The following is a 19,454-nucleotide window of genomic DNA, read 5'->3' as shown; positions in this document are numbered from 1 at the left end:
TTTTTAATTAGGCACTTAAAGCTTAAATCGACCAATTTCTTGTTCAAGCTCGTACGAAAGCTCTGAAAGCTGAGCGGCTTGAGCTGCAGCATCATGAGCTTCATCCGCAAGCTCATTTGATACGTCTCGGATACCCACTGTGTTACGTGTAATTTCAGACGTTACCGATGCTTGCTCTTCTGCTGCAGACGCAATCTGTGTGGCCATATCGCTGATTTGCTCAACCGCTGATTGAATTTGAGTTAAGCTGACCGCTGCTGAATCCGCGTCAGTCACACTGGTGTCTGCAAGCTGGCGGCTATCACCCATAATGCTTACCGCTTTGCCAGTGGTATTTTGGAGTGTTTCAATCATCTGTTGAATTTCTTGCGTCGAGGCATGTGTGCGCTGGCTTAGAACTCGAACTTCATCAGCAACGACTGCGAAACCACGACCTTGTTCACCAGCACGCGCCGCCTCAATCGCCGCATTCAGAGCAAGCAGGTTCGTTTGCTCAGCGATATCTTGGATGGTCGAAAGAATCGTACTGATGCTGTTACCGTGAGCTTCCAACTCTTGGATCACATCCGTTGCAACTTGAACTTCTTGTGCCAGATTCTGAATTGAAGACTGAGTCTGCACAACCTGCTTGCCACCATGAACACACGCCGTCACCGCCTCCGTTGAGTTTTGTGCGGTATTGTCTGCATTGCCTGCGATTTCTTGGGTTGCAGCGGCCATTTCATTAATCGCAGTCGCAACCATGTTAATTTCATCTTGCTGGAGACGAATACGTGCGCTGCGCTCTTCGGCGTGCTCTGCCGTCTGCTTAGCTTGTTCAGACAGTGACGCTGATACATGACTTAGCTTAGAGACCATGACATGCATATTGCCAACAAAGGTGTTGAAGTTCGTCGCTAGCTGGCCGACTTCATCATCGCTGCGTGGCTCAAGGCGCTGTGTGAGATCCCCTTCACCAGAGGCAATTTCTTCAAGTGCTTGAGAGACACGTCCAAGATCGCGGAACAAGAAACTCACTAGCCAAGACACAACAGCGATAACAACGATTGTGATAATCGTTGCCGTCAGCAGTAAGTTTTTCAGTAATGCGGTGTGTGCTGCTTCTTCTGTTTGACGGTCCATTTCAATAGCAAAAATCCACTGTGTGCCCGGAACCTTTTTGAAGAAGTAGAACTTTTCTTGCCCTTTACGTTCAATGATTTCCATCACACCAGAATTCGCCGCTTGCTCGATAGCATTCATGGTTAGCTTTTTAGATAGCGTATTCACCGGCTTCAGGGAAAGATCTTTGTTCGGGTGCGCGAGGAATGTACCGTTTTGCGTGTCAATCAACATCGCATAGGCATTTTCGCCGGCATCTAAGTTGATAACGTCGTCGATCAGCTGGTCAATCAATACATCCGCACCAACAACACCCACCAATTGGCCATTGCGACGAACGGGCTCGGCAATGGTCACTAAGAGTGCATTGGTAATCGCATCTTGATACGCTGTAGTTATGATCTGGCGACCAGCTGCATTTGCATCTTTATACCAAGGGCGAACTCGCGGATCGTAGTCGGCACGGTTACGCTCAGGGTGAGAGCGGAACATCTCACCTTGTGGCGTACCTAGGAAAATATCGTCAAATCCGCCCGCTTTACGAGCTTGTTGAAGAAAAGGCACAACCTCTTGCTCTTGGCTGTAATCATTGAACGCTTTGGCAATATCTTTACGAATGGCAATCCAGTCAGAAATTCCTTCCGAAGCAGCAGTCGCTAGACTCTCTGCTCGGGCATTAACGCCGTTACGAGTTTGTTGAAAAAGTTGGTCGGCAGAAAGCCAAGTAAGTGCACTCGCCATTAGCACAACGGCTAATAAGCTGGCACCGATGAGTTTTTGTTTCAGTGACAGTTTCATAATAGTTAATAATATTTGTGGAACAGACAGAGACTGCGAATTTTATAGACTATTTATCATTCATGCACGTAATATTATTGAAATATTATTTAGCTGTAACTGACTGTATTAACGCTATTTTTTTGGCGTCATACCTTTGTCACTAATGGTGTTATCAATAATTTATAAACAGCCTACTTGCTCTCTAAGTTTGGCTGTATATTTTAAATAATGAGAGGCCCATTTCACCTTTACTATTGGTTACTTAACTAAAACTCTGGATATAAAAAAGCCGGGTCACGGCCCGGCTTTGAAGATAATATCAACGATTATTCTTGTTCGTCTGTATCCGTTTCTGAGGTTGATTCTGGTGCAGCTTGAGCCGTTTCCCCTTCCTGACCTTCCATTTCCTCACCTTCTGGTAAGTCCACTTCTTCAACTTCATCGATACGCTGCAGACCTACAACGTTCTCGTCTTCGGCAGTTCGGATAAGAGTGACACCTTGCGTATTACGACCTACTTGGCTCACTTCCGCAACACGTGTACGAACCAGAGTACCAGCGTCGGTGATCATCATCATCTCATCGCCTTCTTCTACTTGTACCGCTCCGACTACAGGACCATTACGCTCAGATACTTTGATGGACACAACACCTTGAGTCGCGCGGCCTTTCGTTGGGTATTCCGCAAGTTCTGTACGTTTACCGTAACCGTTTTGTGTCACAGTCAGAATATCACCTTCGTTCGAAGGAACAATCAGTGAAACCACCTGATCATCTTCGGCAAGCTTCATACCACGAACACCGGCAGCGGTACGACCCATAGCACGGACTTTGTCTTCGCTAAAGCGAACCACTTTACCTGCTTGAGAGAACAACATGATGTCACTATCACCGTTTGTGATATCAACACCAATGAGTGAATCATCTTCACGTAGGTTGACCGCAATCAGACCATTAGAACGTACGTTCGCAAACTGATCTAAAGACGTCTTCTTAACCGTTCCATCACCGGTGGCCATGAAGATGAACTTCTCTGGGCTAAATTCTGAAACAGGTAGAATCGCGGTAATACGTTCGCCTTCTTCAAGAGGAAGAATATTGACGATTGGCTTACCACGCGCAGTACGACTTGCTAACGGTAATTGGTAGACTTTCAGACGGTAAGTTTTACCGCGAGTCGAGAAACATAAGATGTTGTCGTGAGTATTCGCAACGAGAAGACGTTCGATATAATCTTCGTCTTTCATCTTAGTTGCACTCTTACCTTTACCACCACGACGCTGAGCCTCATAATCGCTTAGGATTTGGTACTTAACGTAACCTGCGTTCGAAAGGGTCACAACCACATCTTCGCGCGCAATCAGCTCTTCCATGTCAATGTCATGGCTTGCTGCTGTAATTTCAGTACGGCGTGCATCACCAAAACTGTCACGAACGGCTTCTAGCTCTTCACGGATGACTTCCATCAAACGCTCGGTGCTTGCAAGAATGTGCATTAGCTCTGCAATTTCATCTAGTAGCGCTTTGTACTCATCAAGAATCTTCTCGTGCTCAAGACCGGTCAATTTGTGTAGACGTAGGTCAAGAATTGCTTGCGCTTGCTGCTCAGTTAAGAAGTACTGACCATCACGAATACCATATTGGTCTTCTAGCCATTCAGGGCGAGCTGCATCGGTACCTGCTCGTTCAAGCATTGCTGCAACATTACCCAAATCCCATCCACGAGCAACAAGGCCAGCCTTCGCTTCTGCCGGTGTTGGCGCTTTACGGATAAGGTCAATGATCTCATCAATGTTGGCCAGTGCTAAAGCAAGACCTTCAAGGATATGTGCACGCTCACGTGCTTTACGCAATTCATAGATAGTACGACGAGTCACCACTTCACGGCGGTGATCAACGAAGCACTTCAACATGTCTTTCAGATTGAATAGCTGCGGCTGACCATTGTTCAGCGCAACCATATTGATGCCGAAAGTCGTTTGTAATTGAGTGTTAGCGTATAGGTTGTTTAGAACCACTTCACCTACCGCATCACGCTTACACTCGATAACAATTCGCATACCGTCTTTATCAGACTCGTCACGCAGTGCGCTGATGCCTTCAACTTTCTTATCTTTTACAAGCTCTGCGATCTTCTCAATCAAACGAGCTTTGTTCACTTGATATGGAATCTCGGTAACAATAATGGTCTCTTTGCCATTCTTGTCTGCTTCAACTTCCGCTTTAGATCGCATGTAAATTTTACCGCGACCAGTCTTGTACGCGTCTACGATGCCTTTACGGCCACTGATAAGCGCCGCAGTTGGGAAGTCAGGACCCGGAATGTAGTCCATAAGCTCATCAATAGTGATATCTTCATTATTGATGTATGCAAGACAGCCATCAATCACCTCAGTTAAATTGTGAGGAGGAATGTTGGTTGCCATACCTACTGCGATACCAGAAGCACCGTTAACCAGCAGGTTAGGAATTTTTGTCGGAAGAACTGCAGGGATTTGTTCTGTACCGTCATAGTTAGGTACATAATCAACGGTTTCTTTATCTAGGTCAGCCAGAAGCTCATGGGCGATCTTCGCCATGCGAACTTCGGTATAACGCATTGCCGCCGCTGAGTCACCATCAATGGAACCAAAGTTACCTTGGCCATCAACAAGCATATAACGTAATGAGAACGGCTGAGCCATACGTACGATAGTATCGTACACAGCGCTATCACCGTGCGGGTGATATTTACCGATTACGTCGCCAACAACACGGGCAGATTTTTTGTATGGTTTATTCCAGTCATTACCTAGCACATTCATCGCGAACAAAACGCGGCGGTGTACAGGCTTTAGGCCATCACGCACATCAGGAAGAGCACGACCAACGATAACGGACATCGCATAGTCAAGGTACGAACCACGAAGCTCATCTTCAATGTTTACGGGCGTGATCTCTTTAGCTAGATCGCTCATAGAGCCAATATCCCTCTATTTATAGATCGTATGTACAATACGTTTAAGGTGCAAAAATATAACACACAAATCAACAGTTCGGCATTACTTTCCCTCTCCTTTTATCAGGTTGTGAGCTTGGTTGTGAATCAAATGCTGAGAAATTGCACACTCTAGTTTTATCTTGCTGATTAATGGTTATATTTTCACCACCTCAAGAGAAAAGTGATCCTGTCTATGGAGTGTTGAGAGTTAGGAGTTATAATGCCTTCCAGTTTCAAGGAAACCAGTTGCTAAGTAGAGTAGTTATGACCCAGTCACAAAATGTCGATCCAAACGAAATTAAGAAGTTTGAAGAAATGGCCTCTCGATGGTGGGATTTGGAGGGAGAATTCAAGCCACTCCATCAAATTAACCCGCTACGTCTCAATTACGTTCTGGATAATGCCGATGGTTTGTTTGGCAAAACCGTCCTCGATGTTGGCTGCGGTGGAGGTATTCTTGCTGAGAGTATGGCGAAAGAAGGCGCAACAGTGACTGGACTTGATATGGGTAAGGAGCCGCTAGAGGTGGCTCGATTGCATGCACTGGAAACCGGTACTGAGCTGACTTATATTCAGAGCACAATTGAAGATCACGCTGATGCACACCCAGGAAAATATGATGTCGTGACTTGCATGGAAATGCTGGAGCATGTTCCAAACCCTCAGTCGGTCATCAGCGCATGTGCAGCTTTGGTTAAACCCGGCGGCCATGTTTTTTTCTCAACATTGAATCGCAATTTTAAATCGTACCTATTTGCTATCGTTGGCGCAGAAAAGCTATTGCGCATTGTTCCCGAAGGTACCCACGATCATGAGAAGTTTATCCGCCCAGCGGAGTTGATAAAAATGATTGACCATACCGACCTAACCGAAATGGGAATTACTGGATTACACTATAATCCCATCACGGATACCTATAAACTCGGTAACAAAGTTGACGTCAACTATATCGTTCATACGCAAAAGTTTTAATATTTAGACATACTATTCATGTGACTAACCTATAGAGAGCGGTGGTATATATACCCCGCTTTTTTTGTTGTTTTTCGCCCATTTTTGGGGCTCTGATTCCAAAATATACAGACTCAAAATCACGCTCAGAATGACTGAAAGATCAAGGAATTTTTTTTTGTTTGTGGTTACTTATAAACCGATCCTAAAACGGTAATTTTATACAATCAATTAGACTCTAATCCCATCGGTTAGTATCCACTTACTGAAATTTTCAATTTTGTTAGTTATCCACAAGTCATCCAAGATCTGTAACTTGAAAAGCACCATAGATAGCACTATCTTGTAACTCGCACAGCAATACACCCCTATATGTTGTGTTTGGACTACAATATATAGATAGACTTTGATCACAAAGCCGGAACAATTTTTACAAGAATTACACGAAAACACGGCTTTTATCAGTTTTGTTAGGGAAATTAAGCAGAATGAACCAACAACTAACCGTTACCAAACGTGACGGCCGCAAAGAAAATATTGATCTAGAAAAGATCCACAGAGTCATTACTTGGGCTGCGGAAGGTCTAGATAATGTGTCTGTCTCTCAAGTAGAACTTCGCGCTCACATTCAGTTCTACGATGGAATCACAACAACAGATATCCATGAGACTATCATCAAATCAGCGGCCGATTTGATCTCTGAAGAAACGCCAGACTACCAATATCTAGCGGCTCGACTGGCCGTTTTCCACCTGCGTAAAAAAGCATACGGCCAGTACGAGCCACCAACGCTTTATGACCATGTGGCGAAGCTCGTCGATAAAGGCAAATACGATCAGCACATTTTGGAAGACTATACAAAAGCTGAGCTGGATGAACTCGATGCGTACATAGATCATAAACGTGACCTAGATTTCTCATACGCTGCGGTGAAACAGCTGGAAGGTAAGTACTTCGTCCAGAACCGTGTATCAGGCGAAATCTACGAAAGCGCTCAGTTCCTGTATATCCTTGTAGCTGCCTGTCTGTTTGCTAAGTATCCAAAAGAAACTCGTCTTGATTACATCAAGCGTTTCTATGATGCAACGTCAACGTTCAAGATTTCCCTACCGACACCGATCATGTCTGGTGTGCGTACTCCGACCCGCCAATTCAGTTCGTGTGTCTTGATTGAGTGTGGAGACAGCCTAGATTCCATCAATGCGACAGCAAGCTCTATTGTGCGCTACGTTTCACAACGTGCAGGTATTGGTATCAACGCTGGTCGTATTCGTGCGCTAGGCTCAGAGATCCGTAACGGTGAAGCTTTCCATACAGGCTGTATCCCTTTCTACAAGTACTTCCAAACAGCAGTAAAATGTTGTTCTCAAGGTGGTGTTCGTGGTGGCGCAGCAACCGTATTCTACCCTCTATGGCATGGTGAATCTCAGGCATTGATGGTGCTTAAGAATAACCGTGGTGTAGAAGAGAACCGTGTTCGTCATATGGATTACGGTGTGCAGCTAAACCGCCTGATGTATCAGCGTTTAGTTGAAGGCGGAAATATTACCCTATTCTCTCCGTCAGACGTGCCGGGCCTATACGATGCGTTCTTTGAGAATCAAGACGAGTTTGAACGTCTGTACGTTAAGTACGAAAACGATCCGTCAATCAAGAAAGAAACCGTTAAAGCTATCGAGATGTTCTCTATCTTGATGCAAGAGCGCGCTTCAACTGGTCGTATCTACATTCAAAACGTAGACCACTGTAACACGCACAGCCCATTTGATTCAGAGGTGGCGCCTGTTCGTCAGTCGAATCTATGTTTGGAAATTGCTCTTCCAACCAAGCCACTGACTAACGTAGAAGATGACTCTGGTGAAATTGCTCTATGTACGCTTTCAGCGTTCAACTTGGGGGCCATCAAGTCTCTTGATGATTTCGAAGAGCTGTCTGAGTTGGTTGTTCGAGCACTTGATGCTCTGCTGGATTATCAAGACTACCCACTTCCAGCGGCATACAAATCAACGATGAATCGCCGTACTCTGGGTGTAGGTGTGATTAACTACGCTTACTACCTAGCTAAGAATGGCGTGAAGTACTCTGACGGCAGTGCAAACGGCCTAACACACCGTACTTTTGAAGCGATGCAATACTACCTGCTCAAAGCATCTGTTGCTCTGGCGAAAGAACAAGGTAAATGCCCTTCTTTCCACGAGACCAACTACGCGAAAGGCTTGCTTCCAATTGATACGTACAAAAAAGATGTTGACCTAGTTTGTGACGAACCTCTTCATTACGATTGGGACGGTTTGCGAGAAGAGATCATGACTCATGGTCTACGTAACTCAACACTGACTGCTTTGATGCCTTCTGAAACGTCTTCTCAGATCTCGAACGCAACAAACGGCATCGAGCCACCACGCGGCTACGTGTCAGTTAAAGCATCGAAAGACGGTATTTTGAAACAGGTTGTGCCTGAATTCACTGAATACAAAGATAACTACGAGCTTCTTTGGAACATTGGTTCTAACGATGGTTATCTACATCTGGTTGGTATCATGCAGAAGTTTGTCGATCAGGCCATTTCAGCTAACACTAACTATGACCCTAGCCGTTTTGAAAGTGGCAAAGTGCCAATGAAGAAACTGCTACAAGATCTTTTGACTGCGTATAAATATGGTGTGAAGACACTTTACTACCATAACACTCGTGATGGCGCGAGTGATGACCAGAAAGACGCAGTACAACCACAAGATGACGATTGTGCAGGCGGCGGTTGTAAGATCTAATCACTAATCCAACGATTGGATTAGCAAGGCTTAACAGATTATTTGCCCCTCTGAGAGGGGCTTAAAAGGAATTGAGGCATCATGGCTTACAGTACTTTTAACCGAAACAAAAATGACCAGCTAAAAGAACCAATGTTCTTAGGTCAATCCGTAAACGTAGCTCGTTATGACCAGCAAAAATTCGAAATCTTCGAAAAGCTGATCGAGAAGCAGCTGTCTTTCTTCTGGCGCCCAGAAGAAGTTGACGTATCAAGCGATCGCATCGACTACAACAAACTTCCAGAGCATGAGAAGCATATCTTCATCTCAAACTTGAAGTACCAAACTCTTCTGGATTCTATCCAAGGCCGTAGTCCAAACGTCGCGCTACTTCCATTAGTCTCACTACCTGAAGTAGAGACGTGGATCGAAACTTGGTCGTTCTCTGAAACAATCCACTCGCGTTCTTACACACACATCATACGTAATATCGTAAACGACCCAGGCTTAGTATTTGATGATATCGTCGAAAACGAGCACATCCTAAAGCGTGCTGAAGACATTTCGCAATACTACGACGACCTGATCCAAATGAGTAATGACTACCATCGCTATGGTGAGGGGACGCATAACATCAATGGTGAGGAAGTGAAGGTGTCACTTCATGAACTGAAGAAAAAGCTTTACGTATGCCTGATGTCTGTCAACGCATTAGAAGCGATTCGTTTCTATGTAAGCTTTGCTTGTTCATTTGCCTTTGCTGAGCGTGAGCTAATGGAAGGTAACGCGAAGATCATTAAGCTAATTGCTCGCGATGAAGCCCTTCACCTAACGGGTACACAGCACATGATTAACTTGCTGCGTAACGGTCAGGATGATTTTTCCTTCATGCAAATTGCTGAAGAATGTAAGCAGGAATGTTTTGATCTATTTAAAGCAGCCGCAGAGCAAGAGAAGGAATGGGCAGAGTACCTTTTCAAAGATGGCTCTATGATTGGTCTAAACAAGGACATTCTTTGTCAGTACGTTGAGTACATCACCAATATCCGTATGCAAGCAGTAGGCCTAGATGCCGCATATCCAGAAGCGACCTCCAACCCTATCCCATGGATTAATGCGTGGTTATCTTCCGATAACGTACAGGTTGCTCCACAAGAAGCAGAGATCTCCTCTTACCTAGTAGGTCAGATTGATAGTGATGTGCGCGCAGACGACTTTAAGGATTTCGAGCTGTAATGCCCAACATAAAAATCAATGGGATCACTGCGATTCAATCTAATCCTTCTAACACCATTCTCGAAACAATGGAAAAGGCAGGAATTGAACCTGAATACAACTGCCGAGACGGGCATTGTGGCGCTTGCCGCTGCAAGCTAGTCAAAGGTACAGTGGAATACGTTGGTTTTGCAATGGCATATACGCAAAGTGATGAGATATTACCTTGTATTTGCAAGGCTAAATCCGACATTGAAATTGAAAGCGTAAATTATGCGTTAAAAGAAAAACGCGCATAACTATGCAAATTATAAAAAGCCCGGCCTGTTATGCCGGGTTTTATTTTATTATTTAGGCACGAATCTGAATACCGGATAAGAACTCATCGGCGGTCAACATGGACACTGCTTTGTCGGCAATCTCTCGTCCGTCATCATCGAATAAAGACAAGCGGTAGCCTAATGAATTTTCTTGATTTTTTTCTTCCGGAGCATGGAGCCACATAGAAATAACGTCCTGATTATCATCGCTAAGTGCCTCTCCTAAAACAACTTTCTGACTCGCCACCTGATACCAAACCATTATTTTTGAATGATGGAACATGCTTACCTCCCTGAGCAAAACCCGCGACGAACTATCATTTTAAGCACAATTGAAGCAAATGCACGTTGCAAATAAGCGACAAAGTTGGCATCTATTTAAAATCATCAATTTAAGTGATAGATGATTTTCTTCTAAGAAATATTTATGAAAGCATGCGAGTAATAAGAAACATATTCATTCACTTATTACTGCATGCTGCTCGGTAGGAGTTTGACAGTTTTTTAAGCTTGTTCTAGCCAGCAATAACACTTTGAGGGACATACATTTCTTTTTCCCTGGTCAGTGAACTGTAATTCGGAAACATGGTTTTTCCTGAGAGATAGCGTCTCAACATGTCCGCTGCGACTGTCGTGATAATGGTCGTTTGGTCAGTTCTGGAAAACGTTCGGTTAAAGGTGAGTGTCTGTCCCCACTCCCCTTCTCTTGCCGACATAGCCACTGAAAAAGTTCTTTCCGTTACTTTACCTGTAGCGATGGCTATATCGGTCGCACATTTATCTTTGGTCGCACCTGCAAGTGCAAACGCAGCAGCAAGTTCGTCGTTATCACTGTTCCCGACATCCACTTTATTACCGAGTACCCACCCATGGCCGCAGTAATTAGCCGCTTCTTCGTTTGAGTGAAGCCATTGCGACAAACTACCGTGAGTCGATTGCTCCGCAGTCGAAATCGACAGCTTTTTCTCGAGAATCAAATGGCCGACATTTTCTTGCATTGATTCATCAACGCTCACCACGTTACTTTCTATCAAGTTGAAAACCAGCTGAAGTAACTTAACGCGGTTATCTAAATCACCTTTAGGGCCAAATAATTTGACTTCAATATAAGGCAGATAGGAACGGTAACCTAAGAAATAGCCTTCGGGTAGCTGCACTTTATCAAGTTTATCTGACAACGCGGACTCTGAGGTCCCAAAGGTATGAAGTTTGCTACATTCATAACCGGTAACGTCAGCATACTTCTGTTTCAGGTGTGGCAAAATCTGAGACTCTGTCATCAACTTAAATTCGCTTGGTACGCCAGGAGTAAAGTAAAAATCACAATCGTTAAAGTTCAACAAGAAACCGCAAGCAGTACCGATTGGATTATCCAGAATTACCGACCCTTGTGGCAACATAGCTTGCTTACGATTACTTTCTGGCATTGCAACACCGCGAGCACTAAAAAACTGCTCCAACTTCTCTAGCCATTCAGGATAAAGCTCTAACTCCTTATCCGAGGCTTGCGCTGCTGCTTCTGCACTAAGATCATCCGTGGTTGGGCCTAATCCACCATTTACAATGACAACATCACAGTTAAAGCTCAACATCATCAGCTCTTCAACCAGCGCTGACTGGCTATCACCAACCGTTGAGCGTTTCGATAGGGAAAAGCCTTGTTGAAAGAATTTTTCTGACAACCAAGCCGCATTAGTATCAACGATATCGCCGTGAAGGACTTCTTCACCGGTACTTAACATCGCTATTTTCAACATAATTATTTTTCCTTTCAGGAAGCCTTTGGTTTTGTGTCACAAACAAAGACAATCAAACTGCATGTTTTCATTGTTTGAGTGTAATTAAGAAACTAAGTTTCTTAATTAAGACAATTTCCGGTTTCCATTCCTCTTGCTTTAATGGATAATTGTGAGCCTGATCATAATAAGATATAGACTGTGGAGTTTATCCGTGTACAAAAAACACATCACCGCTTTGATGTTGTTGGCTTCTGCTTGCGCCAATGCCAATATCTACGATTCTCCTCAACATATTGAGTTCTCTTATACCGTAGATAACACCGAAAACTACAGTCTTTTCAGCAACTCTTATTCCTATAAGCCTAGCAATAGTTATGCCTTAGGTTTAACAGAAAGTGAATTAAAACTTGAAGAGCCAGAACTCCCTAGATATCTCACTGTACAAAGTGAGAAAGATTGGGATTACCTCAAAGGCCAAACTTACACCATTTTAGGTCTTAGTGTTGCGACAGTTGGCTTGATGACACTACTGCCGGAATCCATAACAAAATGGGATGAAGAAGATCGTGATTTGAGTGGTTTAGGTACAAAATGGAAAGATAATGTAACCTCAGGACCGGTTTGGGACCGAGATGACCATTTCTTAAACTATGTCATGCACCCTTATTTTGGTGGTGTTTACTATACAGCAGCCCGTCACGCTGGGTTCAATGAATTTGAATCTTTTTTATACTCTGCCACTCTCTCTACCTTCTTCTGGGAATATGGTGTAGAGGCCTTTGCTGAAGTCCCATCATGGCAAGATCTCTTCATAACGCCCTTCTTTGGCGCCGTTGTTGGTGAGATGATGTTTGAGGCAGAACAAGACATCGTCGCGACTGGCGGTGAAGTTTGGGGCTCTCAAACCATGGGTGACGTAACCTTGTTCTTCCTTAACCCTGTTGGGCACATCCACGGCTGGGTAAGCAATGCTTGGGGCGGCAGCGCTGAATTTCAATATAATAGTAAACCTTGGTTTGGTAATCAGGATGCCGCGAAATTTGCAATGGATGCTGGTGCCAGCTACGACAACGTCTTCTATGGCGTAGAAATGAAAATCAGCTTTTAACCTGAACTCAACAGTCATTGAAAAAGCGGCACTCAGTTGCCGCTTTTTTATGCCTGCTGCACAACATTATCCCCATAACCTAGGAGACAAGGCTAAAGTTTGACCTAAATCAAACCCAACTTTTCTGCGACTCCTACACTCAATTTAGTTCTATAAAAAGAAATGCTTGCATTCAGGAGGCACATTATGAATTGCACATTTATCGTCAACTTTGTTGGTAAAGCAACCCCTGCCACGATCAAGCAGTTGGCGGCGGTCACTCACGAGAATGGAGGTAAATGGTTAATCAGTAAAGTGAACTTTATTGAGAATCAGGTCGCTGCAGTCATAAAAGTGGAACTCCCTGAGGAGTCAGCGGATGCAGTTAAAGCGGCCTTTCGCAGCAACGATGAGTTATTGGTCCAGATAGTCGACTCTGAAAGTAATACGCACAATGCCGATGCCATCTATCAGGTCCGCTTAGACTCCAATGACCGAGCGGGTATTGTTAATGAGATCACCCATGTTCTGGACAATCAAGGCATTAATATTCTAGATATGGACTGCCAGCGTGTGTTTATCGCGGGTGGTGGAGGCGTTAGCTCTAGCTTGTTCACGGCGAATATCGCATTGAAGTTACCAACCGAAGTTCAGATAGACGATGTAGCTAAAGAGCTTGAAGCCTTAAGCGAAGATATTCGAGTCATGGTGGAAGCATAATAAACACAAAGAGCAGCGATTAGGCTGCTCTTTTAGGTTATTCGACACTCCACTGTGAGAGCGAACGTTTGAAATCTGAATAATCGAATTCATTTAGCTTCTGAATTTCACCGCCTGAGCGTTCACAGTACACAGAAGGCATTCTTAAGCCGTTAAACCAGTTAAGCTTCACCATTGTATAGCCCGCACTATCTAAGATATGAAGACGCTGACCTATTTCCAATGGTTTATCAAAGCTAGCTTCACAGAACTGATCACCCGCCAAACATGAACAAGAGCCAATCACATACCCATGCTCACCTTTATCCGAAGCTTCTAGAATAGAAGCGGGTTCATTGTAAATTAGCGTATCCAAGCGATGAGCTTCAGTTGCAGAATCAACAATCGCTGTTTTTTTAACGTTCTCAACGATATCCACCACGGTCACAACCAAGTCTGTTGTCTTGGTGATGATAGCTTCACCCGGTTCAAGGTACATTTGAACACCGTGCTTCTCAGAAAAGGCTTTAAGCGCTAAGCCAAGTTTTTCGATGTCGTAGCCCGGCCAGGTAAAAAACACACCTCCGCCCATACTCACCCAGTCAAGCTTATCCAAGTACTGACCAAATTGCTCTGAGATGGAGTCAAGCAGACCAATAAACGCGTCGACGTCTTTGTTCTCACAATTCATGTGGAACATCACACCGTCAATATCTTCAAAGACTTCTGGATCAATATGGTCCGCTTGCACACCAAGACGAGAAAACTGACGCGCTGGATTCGCTAAATCTTGCCCGGCATAACTCACACCTGGGTTAAGGCGTAAACCCAGCGAAGCCTTGCCTTCAACAATGTGTCTATATGCAGCCAATTGATTTTGTGAGTTAAAAATCATTTTGTCGCAAATATCAGCCACATCACGGACATCATCCTCACTGTATCCGACACTGTATGCGTGAGTTTCACCACCAAAAGTTTCATGCCCCAGTTTAACCTCGAACGGACCAGAACTCGTTGTTCCATCCAAGTAAGGCTTGATGATGTCGAAAACACCCCATGTAGAAAAACACTTCAACGCCAATACCAGCTTCACACCCGAGATTTCTTTGAGTTGCTTGGCTTTTTCTAGATTTTCGACCAACTTATCTTCATTGATCATAAAGTATGGTGTTTTCAGTTCGTTTTTTTGCATTTTATATTCTTACCCAATTAATACCGTAAAAATCGAACAAAGCCGACACTAGTGCATCGGCTTAATCTTATAAATCCAAATTAAGAACAATAAGTGCTTACTTTAGTTTGTGGATAACAGGTTGACCCGGCTCTAGTTCCTGAACATGCCAATCAAGACCAATGCTTGGCATAGTCTCAAGGAATGGGTCTGGATTTAGCTGTTCCATATTGAACACACCTTTATCCGCCCACTCACCACGGAAGAACTGAAGTGCAGCGGTGATCGCTGGTACACCTGTGGTGTAAGAAATTGCTTGATGCTCAACGTCTTCGTACGCGACTTCATGATCAGCGTTATTATAGATAAATACGCTACGCTGCTTGCCATCTTTCGTACCCTGAACCCAAGTACCGATACAAGTTTTACCTGTATAACCCGGAGCAAGAGAAGTTGGGTCTGGCAGCAGTGCTTTAAGTACATGTAGAGGCTGTACAACCGTACCATCGTGAAGCGTTAGCGGATCTGGGCTTAGTAAGCCGATGTCACGCATGCAGTTGAAGTAGTTCAGGTATTTGTCACCAAAGCCCATCCAGAACTCGATACGTTTAGCTGGAATGAACTCTTGCATAGAACGAACTTCATCGTGCGCCATAGAGTACACTTTGTGCTTGCCCACTAGCGGGAATTCAAACTCAAGCATGCGCGAATGACACGGAACCTGTTTCCACTCTTCATTTTCCCAGTAGAAAGAATCACCTTGGATTTCTAACATGTTGGTTTCTGGGTCGAAGTTGGTTGCGAACTTCTTACCGTGATCGCCAGCATTCACGTCCATTACATCAATGGTGTCGATTTCATCAAACAGATGCTTCACTGCGTAAGCTGCAAATACCGAAACCACGCCCGGATCGAAACCAGCACCCAAAATACCTGTGATGCCCGCTTCCGCGAACTTCTCACGGTAGCCCCACTGCCAATCGTAAGCTTGAGGAACTTGTTGGCCTTCAGAACATAGATCAACAGCAACAGAGGTATCTAGGTAGTTCACTTTTGCTTGGTAACATGCTTCCATGATCGTCATGTTAACCCAAGGAGGGCCTGCGTTAATGACAAGGTCAGGCTGAACTTCTTTAATAAGAGCAACTAATGCATCAACGTCATCCGCATCAACAGCACGCGCTTCCAGTTTCTTCGATGGGTCTTTCAGGTTGTTTTTCTTCTGAATAGATTCGATGATTTTTTCACACTTGCTCACGGTACGCGATGCAATGGTGATGTCACCCAGTACTTCGTTGTTTTGCGCAGCTTTATGTGCAACTACCCAGCCAACGCCGCCTGCACCAATCTGTAGAATTGCCATAGTTTTCCGTTACCTTAATTACGCCAGCTCAGCGGCTAGCTTATTGATTTTAATTAGTAAAGATTCAAAATCAGCCATCGTCAGGCACGGATTAAGAATCGTAAATTTCAATGCGGTTTTACCATCAACAATGGTTTCACCTAATACCGCAACGCCACGAGTCAAGGCTTCCAGTCTTACGACTTTGTTCAGCTCGTCCAGATCCGCTACTTGAGCATTTGCTACGCGGAATAACACGGTCGACAATGATGGCTCAGCCAACAATTCTAAGTTGTCGTCGCTACGAACGAGATCCGCCACTTGCTGAGTTTGTTCGAGAAGATGGTCATACATTGCACCCAATGTATCTGGACCGACATTCTGCATCGTCATAAAGACTTTCAATGCGTCGAATCGCTTCGTCGTCGCAATCGACTTATCTACCAAGTTAGGCAACTCATCATGCTCACGGTTGAGGTAATCCGCATGATGCAGCAGATACTTGAAGTTGTGTTTTTGTTTAAGTAACAAAGCCCCACAACTGATCGTTTGGTAGAACAATTTATGGAAGTCGACACTGACTGAATCTGCGCGCTCAATACCCGCTAGACGTTCTTTGTGGCGGCTTAAAATCAGTGCACCACCGTAAGCACCATCAACATGCATCCACATCTGGTGTTTTTGCGCTGCATCGGCAATCACATTCAAATCATCAATTGCACCATGGTCAGTGGTTCCTGCCGTCCCAACGATGGCAAATGGAATCAACCCTTGAGATTTCGCCTCACTAATCACTTCATCAAGCTGAGCAACATCCATCGTGCCGTTGTTATGAGCATCAACAGTTAGCACCGCTTTCTCGCCTAACCCCATCCAAGATGCAGATTTCTGAACCGTAAAATGAGATTTCTTCGAGCAGATGATACGAAGTTTGTCGGCGTAATCCGGCAATCCAAACTTCTGGATAGAGTGTCCTGACAGCTTGTCTGCAATCCAATCACGAGCCAGCATTAAACCCATTTGATTACTTTGGGTACCACCACTGGTAAATATGCCATCAGCCTGTGTGCCAAGCTCGTATCTCTCACACAGCCAATCCACCACTTTCTGCTCGACATAAGTTGCAGAAGAAGCTTGATCCCAGGAATCCATTGACTGGTTAAGAGACGCAATCATCGCTTCTGCAGCAACGGCAGACATTAGCGGCGGAGTGTGAAGGTGAGCGATACAGTTTGGGTGCTGGGTGAAAATAGCATTCTTCGCCACTAACTCAGCGGTATCACTAATCACATCGGTTAGACAGGCATTTTTGTTGTTTAGATCAACGGCATTAATCGCCTGTTCTAACTGCTTTGGTTCAAGACCTGAATAAGGCGCATCGACTTGTTCAAAGACTTGTTTCATTACCGCAGTTGTGTGATTCATGACTTTACTGAACTCATCACTGCCAGACTCACCGGTATGAATGAAATGCTGCTTCCATTGCTGATTGGCGTCTTGCGGCTCTACATGACTTCCACCAGCGACCAGAATCGCCTCTTCCAGCACTCGAAGTGCAAAGTCGATCTGCTCAAAGGTGATGATCAATGGTGGCAGGAATCGAATCACCGCACCGTCACGTCCACCTTTTTCAACCATCAGCCCGCGTTCAAGGGCTGCTCTCTGAATCGCCAAGGTCAACTCACCATCAGCGACTGGCTCACCAAATTTATTGCGCTCTGTACCGGGTTTACGGATTTCCACACCAAGCATTAAGCCCTTGCCACGGACTTCAGCAATACAGTTGACTCGTTTTTGAATCGACTCAAGCCCTAAACGCAAGTACTGACCAGCAACGTTCGCGTGCTCAACAAGATTGTCTCGCTCGATGATTTCCAGAGCTTTCGCCCCAGAGACCATCGCCAACTGATTACCACGGAATGTGCCCGTGTGCTCACCTGGCAGCCAAGTATCATGTTTCTTATTGATGACCAGGAGCGACATTGGCATACCGCCACCAATCGCTTTCGATAGGCAAAGAATGTCTGGCACAATGCCCGCTTCTTCAAACGCAAAGTTGTAGCCTGATTTACCGACACCACACTGAATCTCGTCAAAGATCAGTAAGATACCGTGCTCATCGCAGATACGACGTAGTTCTTTCAACCAAAACGCAGGCGCAGGTACAACACCGCCCTCGCCCTGAACAGGCTCAACAACTATAGCGGCTGGTTTCATGATTCCAGCTTCATCATCATTGAGTAGACGCTCAATGTAACGGATACCGGCTCTTGCACCTTCATCACCACCTAAACCAAATGGGCAGCGCAGACTGTAGGGAAATGGCATAAAGTGCACATCTGACATCAAGCCAGTACGACGCGCTTTTGTTCCTAGATTACCCATCATTCCCATCGTGCCATTTGTCATGCCATGGTAAGCACCACGGAAAGCAAACATGGTATTACAGCCTGTGGTTTGCTTCGCCAGTTTGATTGCAGCTTCCACAGCATCCGCACCTGACGGACCACAAAATTGGATCACGCAGTTTTCGCTCAGCTCTTGAGGAAGAAAATTCTTCACTGAGCGTATGAAATTTGTTTTGGCTTCTGTTGCGATATCCAGTGTCTGATAAGGAAGACCAGAGTCGAGCTGATCTTTGAGTGCCTGGTTGATTTCTGGATGGTTGTAACCCAGAGCCAACGTACCCGCACCGGCAAGACAATCTAAAAATACTTGACCGCGAGTGTCTTCAACCAGTGCGCCATAAGCTTGCTTAATCGCAATAGGAAGGCGGCGAGGATAAGAACGTACCGCTGATTCGTGCTCGGCCTGATCTTGTAACACCAGATCAGGTGTTAGATCATAAACGCCCTCTACAACAGGAATCTGAGTGGAAAATGGTGTTGCGATAGCCGTGTTATTCACAGAGTTATCGACTTCAAAGGCTGTGCTCATGATTTAATCCCTTTGAAATGTAATTCTCCTGCCATACGTGAAATGCAAATAGCAGGTACAGTTATCCATTTCGTGTTAGCAACTCAAATAGCGCGTACACGAAATCGCTCCATCATTTCGATGGACTACATGTTCAATAGGTAAATCAAGGTTCAGTAATGCTGCTGTTTTGCAAAACAGGGCATTTAGGAAGAACTAAGCTGATTAATGGTTGTTTGTTATGTGAGTTCAATGTTGGGTTTCCCATAAACATGCCGCTACAGCGACAACAGTATCCCGTCTATCGACAAAAGGACTTGCCGATACCTACCCTACGGAGTGTTCACTCAGCCTGAATGCTCACTACGCGTATCCCCCAGAATGTCTTTTTGCGACTCACCTC

Annotated in this window: 13 protein-coding genes; 6 read left to right on the top strand and 7 right to left on the bottom strand. The window is 44.8% G+C overall.

Annotation, left to right across the window (positions count from 1 at the left end; translation table 11 throughout):
• Positions 1-15: 15 nt before the first annotated feature.
• Positions 16-1,899 (bottom strand): methyl-accepting chemotaxis protein, encoded by a 1,884-nt coding sequence (locus tag L1D23_RS10895; protein WP_239866213.1) that lies wholly within the window; start codon positions 1,897-1,899, stop codon positions 16-18.
• A 308-nt stretch (positions 1,900-2,207) separates the two neighbouring features.
• Complete coding sequence (gyrA, locus tag L1D23_RS10890; RefSeq protein WP_239866211.1) at positions 2,208-4,838, bottom strand: DNA topoisomerase (ATP-hydrolyzing) subunit A; 2,631 nt, start codon at positions 4,836-4,838, stop codon at positions 2,208-2,210.
• A gap of 287 nt (positions 4,839-5,125) precedes the next feature.
• On the opposite strand from gyrA, the gene ubiG reads away from it, so the two are divergent.
• From ubiG to yfaE, 4 genes are all read left to right on the top strand, one after another.
• The gene (ubiG, locus tag L1D23_RS10885; protein WP_239837100.1) at positions 5,126-5,833 is read left to right on the top strand and encodes a bifunctional 2-polyprenyl-6-hydroxyphenol methylase/3-demethylubiquinol 3-O-methyltransferase UbiG; all 708 of its coding nucleotides are present in this window, start codon (positions 5,126-5,128) and stop codon (positions 5,831-5,833) included.
• A 467-nt stretch (positions 5,834-6,300) separates the two neighbouring features.
• A complete protein-coding gene (gene nrdA / locus L1D23_RS10880; RefSeq protein ID WP_239866208.1) occupies positions 6,301-8,583 on the top strand; it encodes a class 1a ribonucleoside-diphosphate reductase subunit alpha in 2,283 nt (760 codons plus the stop codon).
• 81 nt (positions 8,584-8,664) lie between these two features.
• Positions 8,665-9,798 (top strand): class Ia ribonucleoside-diphosphate reductase subunit beta, encoded by a 1,134-nt coding sequence (gene nrdB / locus L1D23_RS10875; RefSeq protein ID WP_239866206.1) that lies wholly within the window; start codon positions 8,665-8,667, stop codon positions 9,796-9,798.
• The gene (yfaE, locus tag L1D23_RS10870; RefSeq protein ID WP_239866204.1) at positions 9,798-10,076 is read left to right on the top strand and encodes a class I ribonucleotide reductase maintenance protein YfaE; all 279 of its coding nucleotides are present in this window, start codon (positions 9,798-9,800) and stop codon (positions 10,074-10,076) included. Before nrdB ends, yfaE begins: the two co-directional genes overlap by 1 nt.
• Before the next feature lie 52 nt (positions 10,077-10,128).
• Here yfaE and L1D23_RS10865 read toward each other — a convergent pair whose 3' ends face one another.
• Positions 10,129-10,380 (bottom strand): hypothetical protein, encoded by a 252-nt coding sequence (locus tag L1D23_RS10865; RefSeq protein WP_045973853.1) that lies wholly within the window; start codon positions 10,378-10,380, stop codon positions 10,129-10,131.
• Positions 10,381-10,612: 232 nt separating this feature from the next.
• Positions 10,613-11,854, bottom strand: coding sequence for a CinA family nicotinamide mononucleotide deamidase-related protein (locus tag L1D23_RS10860; protein WP_239837104.1), 1,242 nt, complete (start codon positions 11,852-11,854; stop codon positions 10,613-10,615).
• A 193-nt stretch (positions 11,855-12,047) separates the two neighbouring features.
• On the opposite strand from L1D23_RS10860, the gene L1D23_RS10855 reads away from it, so the two are divergent.
• Positions 12,048-12,944 carry a DUF3943 domain-containing protein gene (locus tag L1D23_RS10855; RefSeq protein ID WP_239866202.1) on the top strand — a complete coding sequence of 299 codons (897 nt, stop codon included), beginning with the start codon at positions 12,048-12,050 and terminating at the stop codon, positions 12,942-12,944.
• 186 nt (positions 12,945-13,130) lie between these two features.
• On the top strand, positions 13,131-13,643 hold the full coding sequence (locus tag L1D23_RS10850; RefSeq protein ID WP_239837106.1) for an ACT domain-containing protein: 513 nt from the start codon (positions 13,131-13,133) through the stop codon (positions 13,641-13,643).
• Between the two features lie 37 nt (positions 13,644-13,680).
• Here L1D23_RS10850 and nspC read toward each other — a convergent pair whose 3' ends face one another.
• From nspC to L1D23_RS10835, 3 genes are all read right to left on the bottom strand, one after another.
• Positions 13,681-14,814: a carboxynorspermidine decarboxylase gene (gene nspC, locus L1D23_RS10845; protein ID WP_239866200.1), complete on the bottom strand. Its 1,134-nt coding sequence runs from the start codon at positions 14,812-14,814 to the stop codon at positions 13,681-13,683.
• Between the two features lie 97 nt (positions 14,815-14,911).
• Positions 14,912-16,156: a carboxynorspermidine synthase gene (locus L1D23_RS10840; protein ID WP_006962502.1), complete on the bottom strand. Its 1,245-nt coding sequence runs from the start codon at positions 16,154-16,156 to the stop codon at positions 14,912-14,914.
• Positions 16,157-16,174: 18 nt separating this feature from the next.
• A complete protein-coding gene (locus L1D23_RS10835; protein ID WP_239866198.1) occupies positions 16,175-19,072 on the bottom strand; it encodes a pyridoxal phosphate-dependent class III aminotransferase in 2,898 nt (965 codons plus the stop codon).
• Between the last annotated feature and the right edge of the window lie 382 nt (positions 19,073-19,454).

This window comes from Vibrio sp. Isolate24, from assembly GCF_022398215.1.
Lineage (GTDB): Bacteria > Pseudomonadota > Gammaproteobacteria > Enterobacterales > Vibrionaceae > Vibrio > Vibrio coralliilyticus_A.
Note: the sequence above shows the minus strand (reverse complement) of the source record. Positions and strands in the feature narration are given on the sequence as shown.

Excerpts from the sequence above, each read along its gene's own strand:
- gyrA (WP_239866211.1), bottom strand. The coding sequence starts at position 4,838 with ATGAGCGATCTAGCTAAAGAGATCACGCCCGTAAACATTGAAGATGAG.
- ubiG (WP_239837100.1), top strand. The coding sequence starts at position 5,126 with ATGACCCAGTCACAAAATGTCGATCCAAACGAAATTAAGAAGTTTGAA.
- yfaE (WP_239866204.1), top strand. The coding sequence starts at position 9,798 with ATGCCCAACATAAAAATCAATGGGATCACTGCGATTCAATCTAATCCT.
- nspC (WP_239866200.1), bottom strand. The coding sequence starts at position 14,814 with ATGCAAAAAAACGAACTGAAAACACCATACTTTATGATCAATGAAGAT.
- L1D23_RS10895 (WP_239866213.1), bottom strand. The coding sequence starts at position 1,899 with ATGAAACTGTCACTGAAACAAAAACTCATCGGTGCCAGCTTATTAGCC.
- L1D23_RS10840 (WP_006962502.1), bottom strand. The coding sequence starts at position 16,156 with ATGGCAATTCTACAGATTGGTGCAGGCGGCGTTGGCTGGGTAGTTGCA.
- nrdB (WP_239866206.1), top strand. The coding sequence starts at position 8,665 with ATGGCTTACAGTACTTTTAACCGAAACAAAAATGACCAGCTAAAAGAA.
- L1D23_RS10865 (WP_045973853.1), bottom strand. The coding sequence starts at position 10,380 with ATGTTCCATCATTCAAAAATAATGGTTTGGTATCAGGTGGCGAGTCAG.
- nrdA (WP_239866208.1), top strand. The coding sequence starts at position 6,301 with ATGAACCAACAACTAACCGTTACCAAACGTGACGGCCGCAAAGAAAAT.
- L1D23_RS10850 (WP_239837106.1), top strand. The coding sequence starts at position 13,131 with ATGAATTGCACATTTATCGTCAACTTTGTTGGTAAAGCAACCCCTGCC.
- L1D23_RS10835 (WP_239866198.1), bottom strand. The coding sequence starts at position 19,072 with ATGAGCACAGCCTTTGAAGTCGATAACTCTGTGAATAACACGGCTATC.
- L1D23_RS10860 (WP_239837104.1), bottom strand. The coding sequence starts at position 11,854 with ATGTTGAAAATAGCGATGTTAAGTACCGGTGAAGAAGTCCTTCACGGC.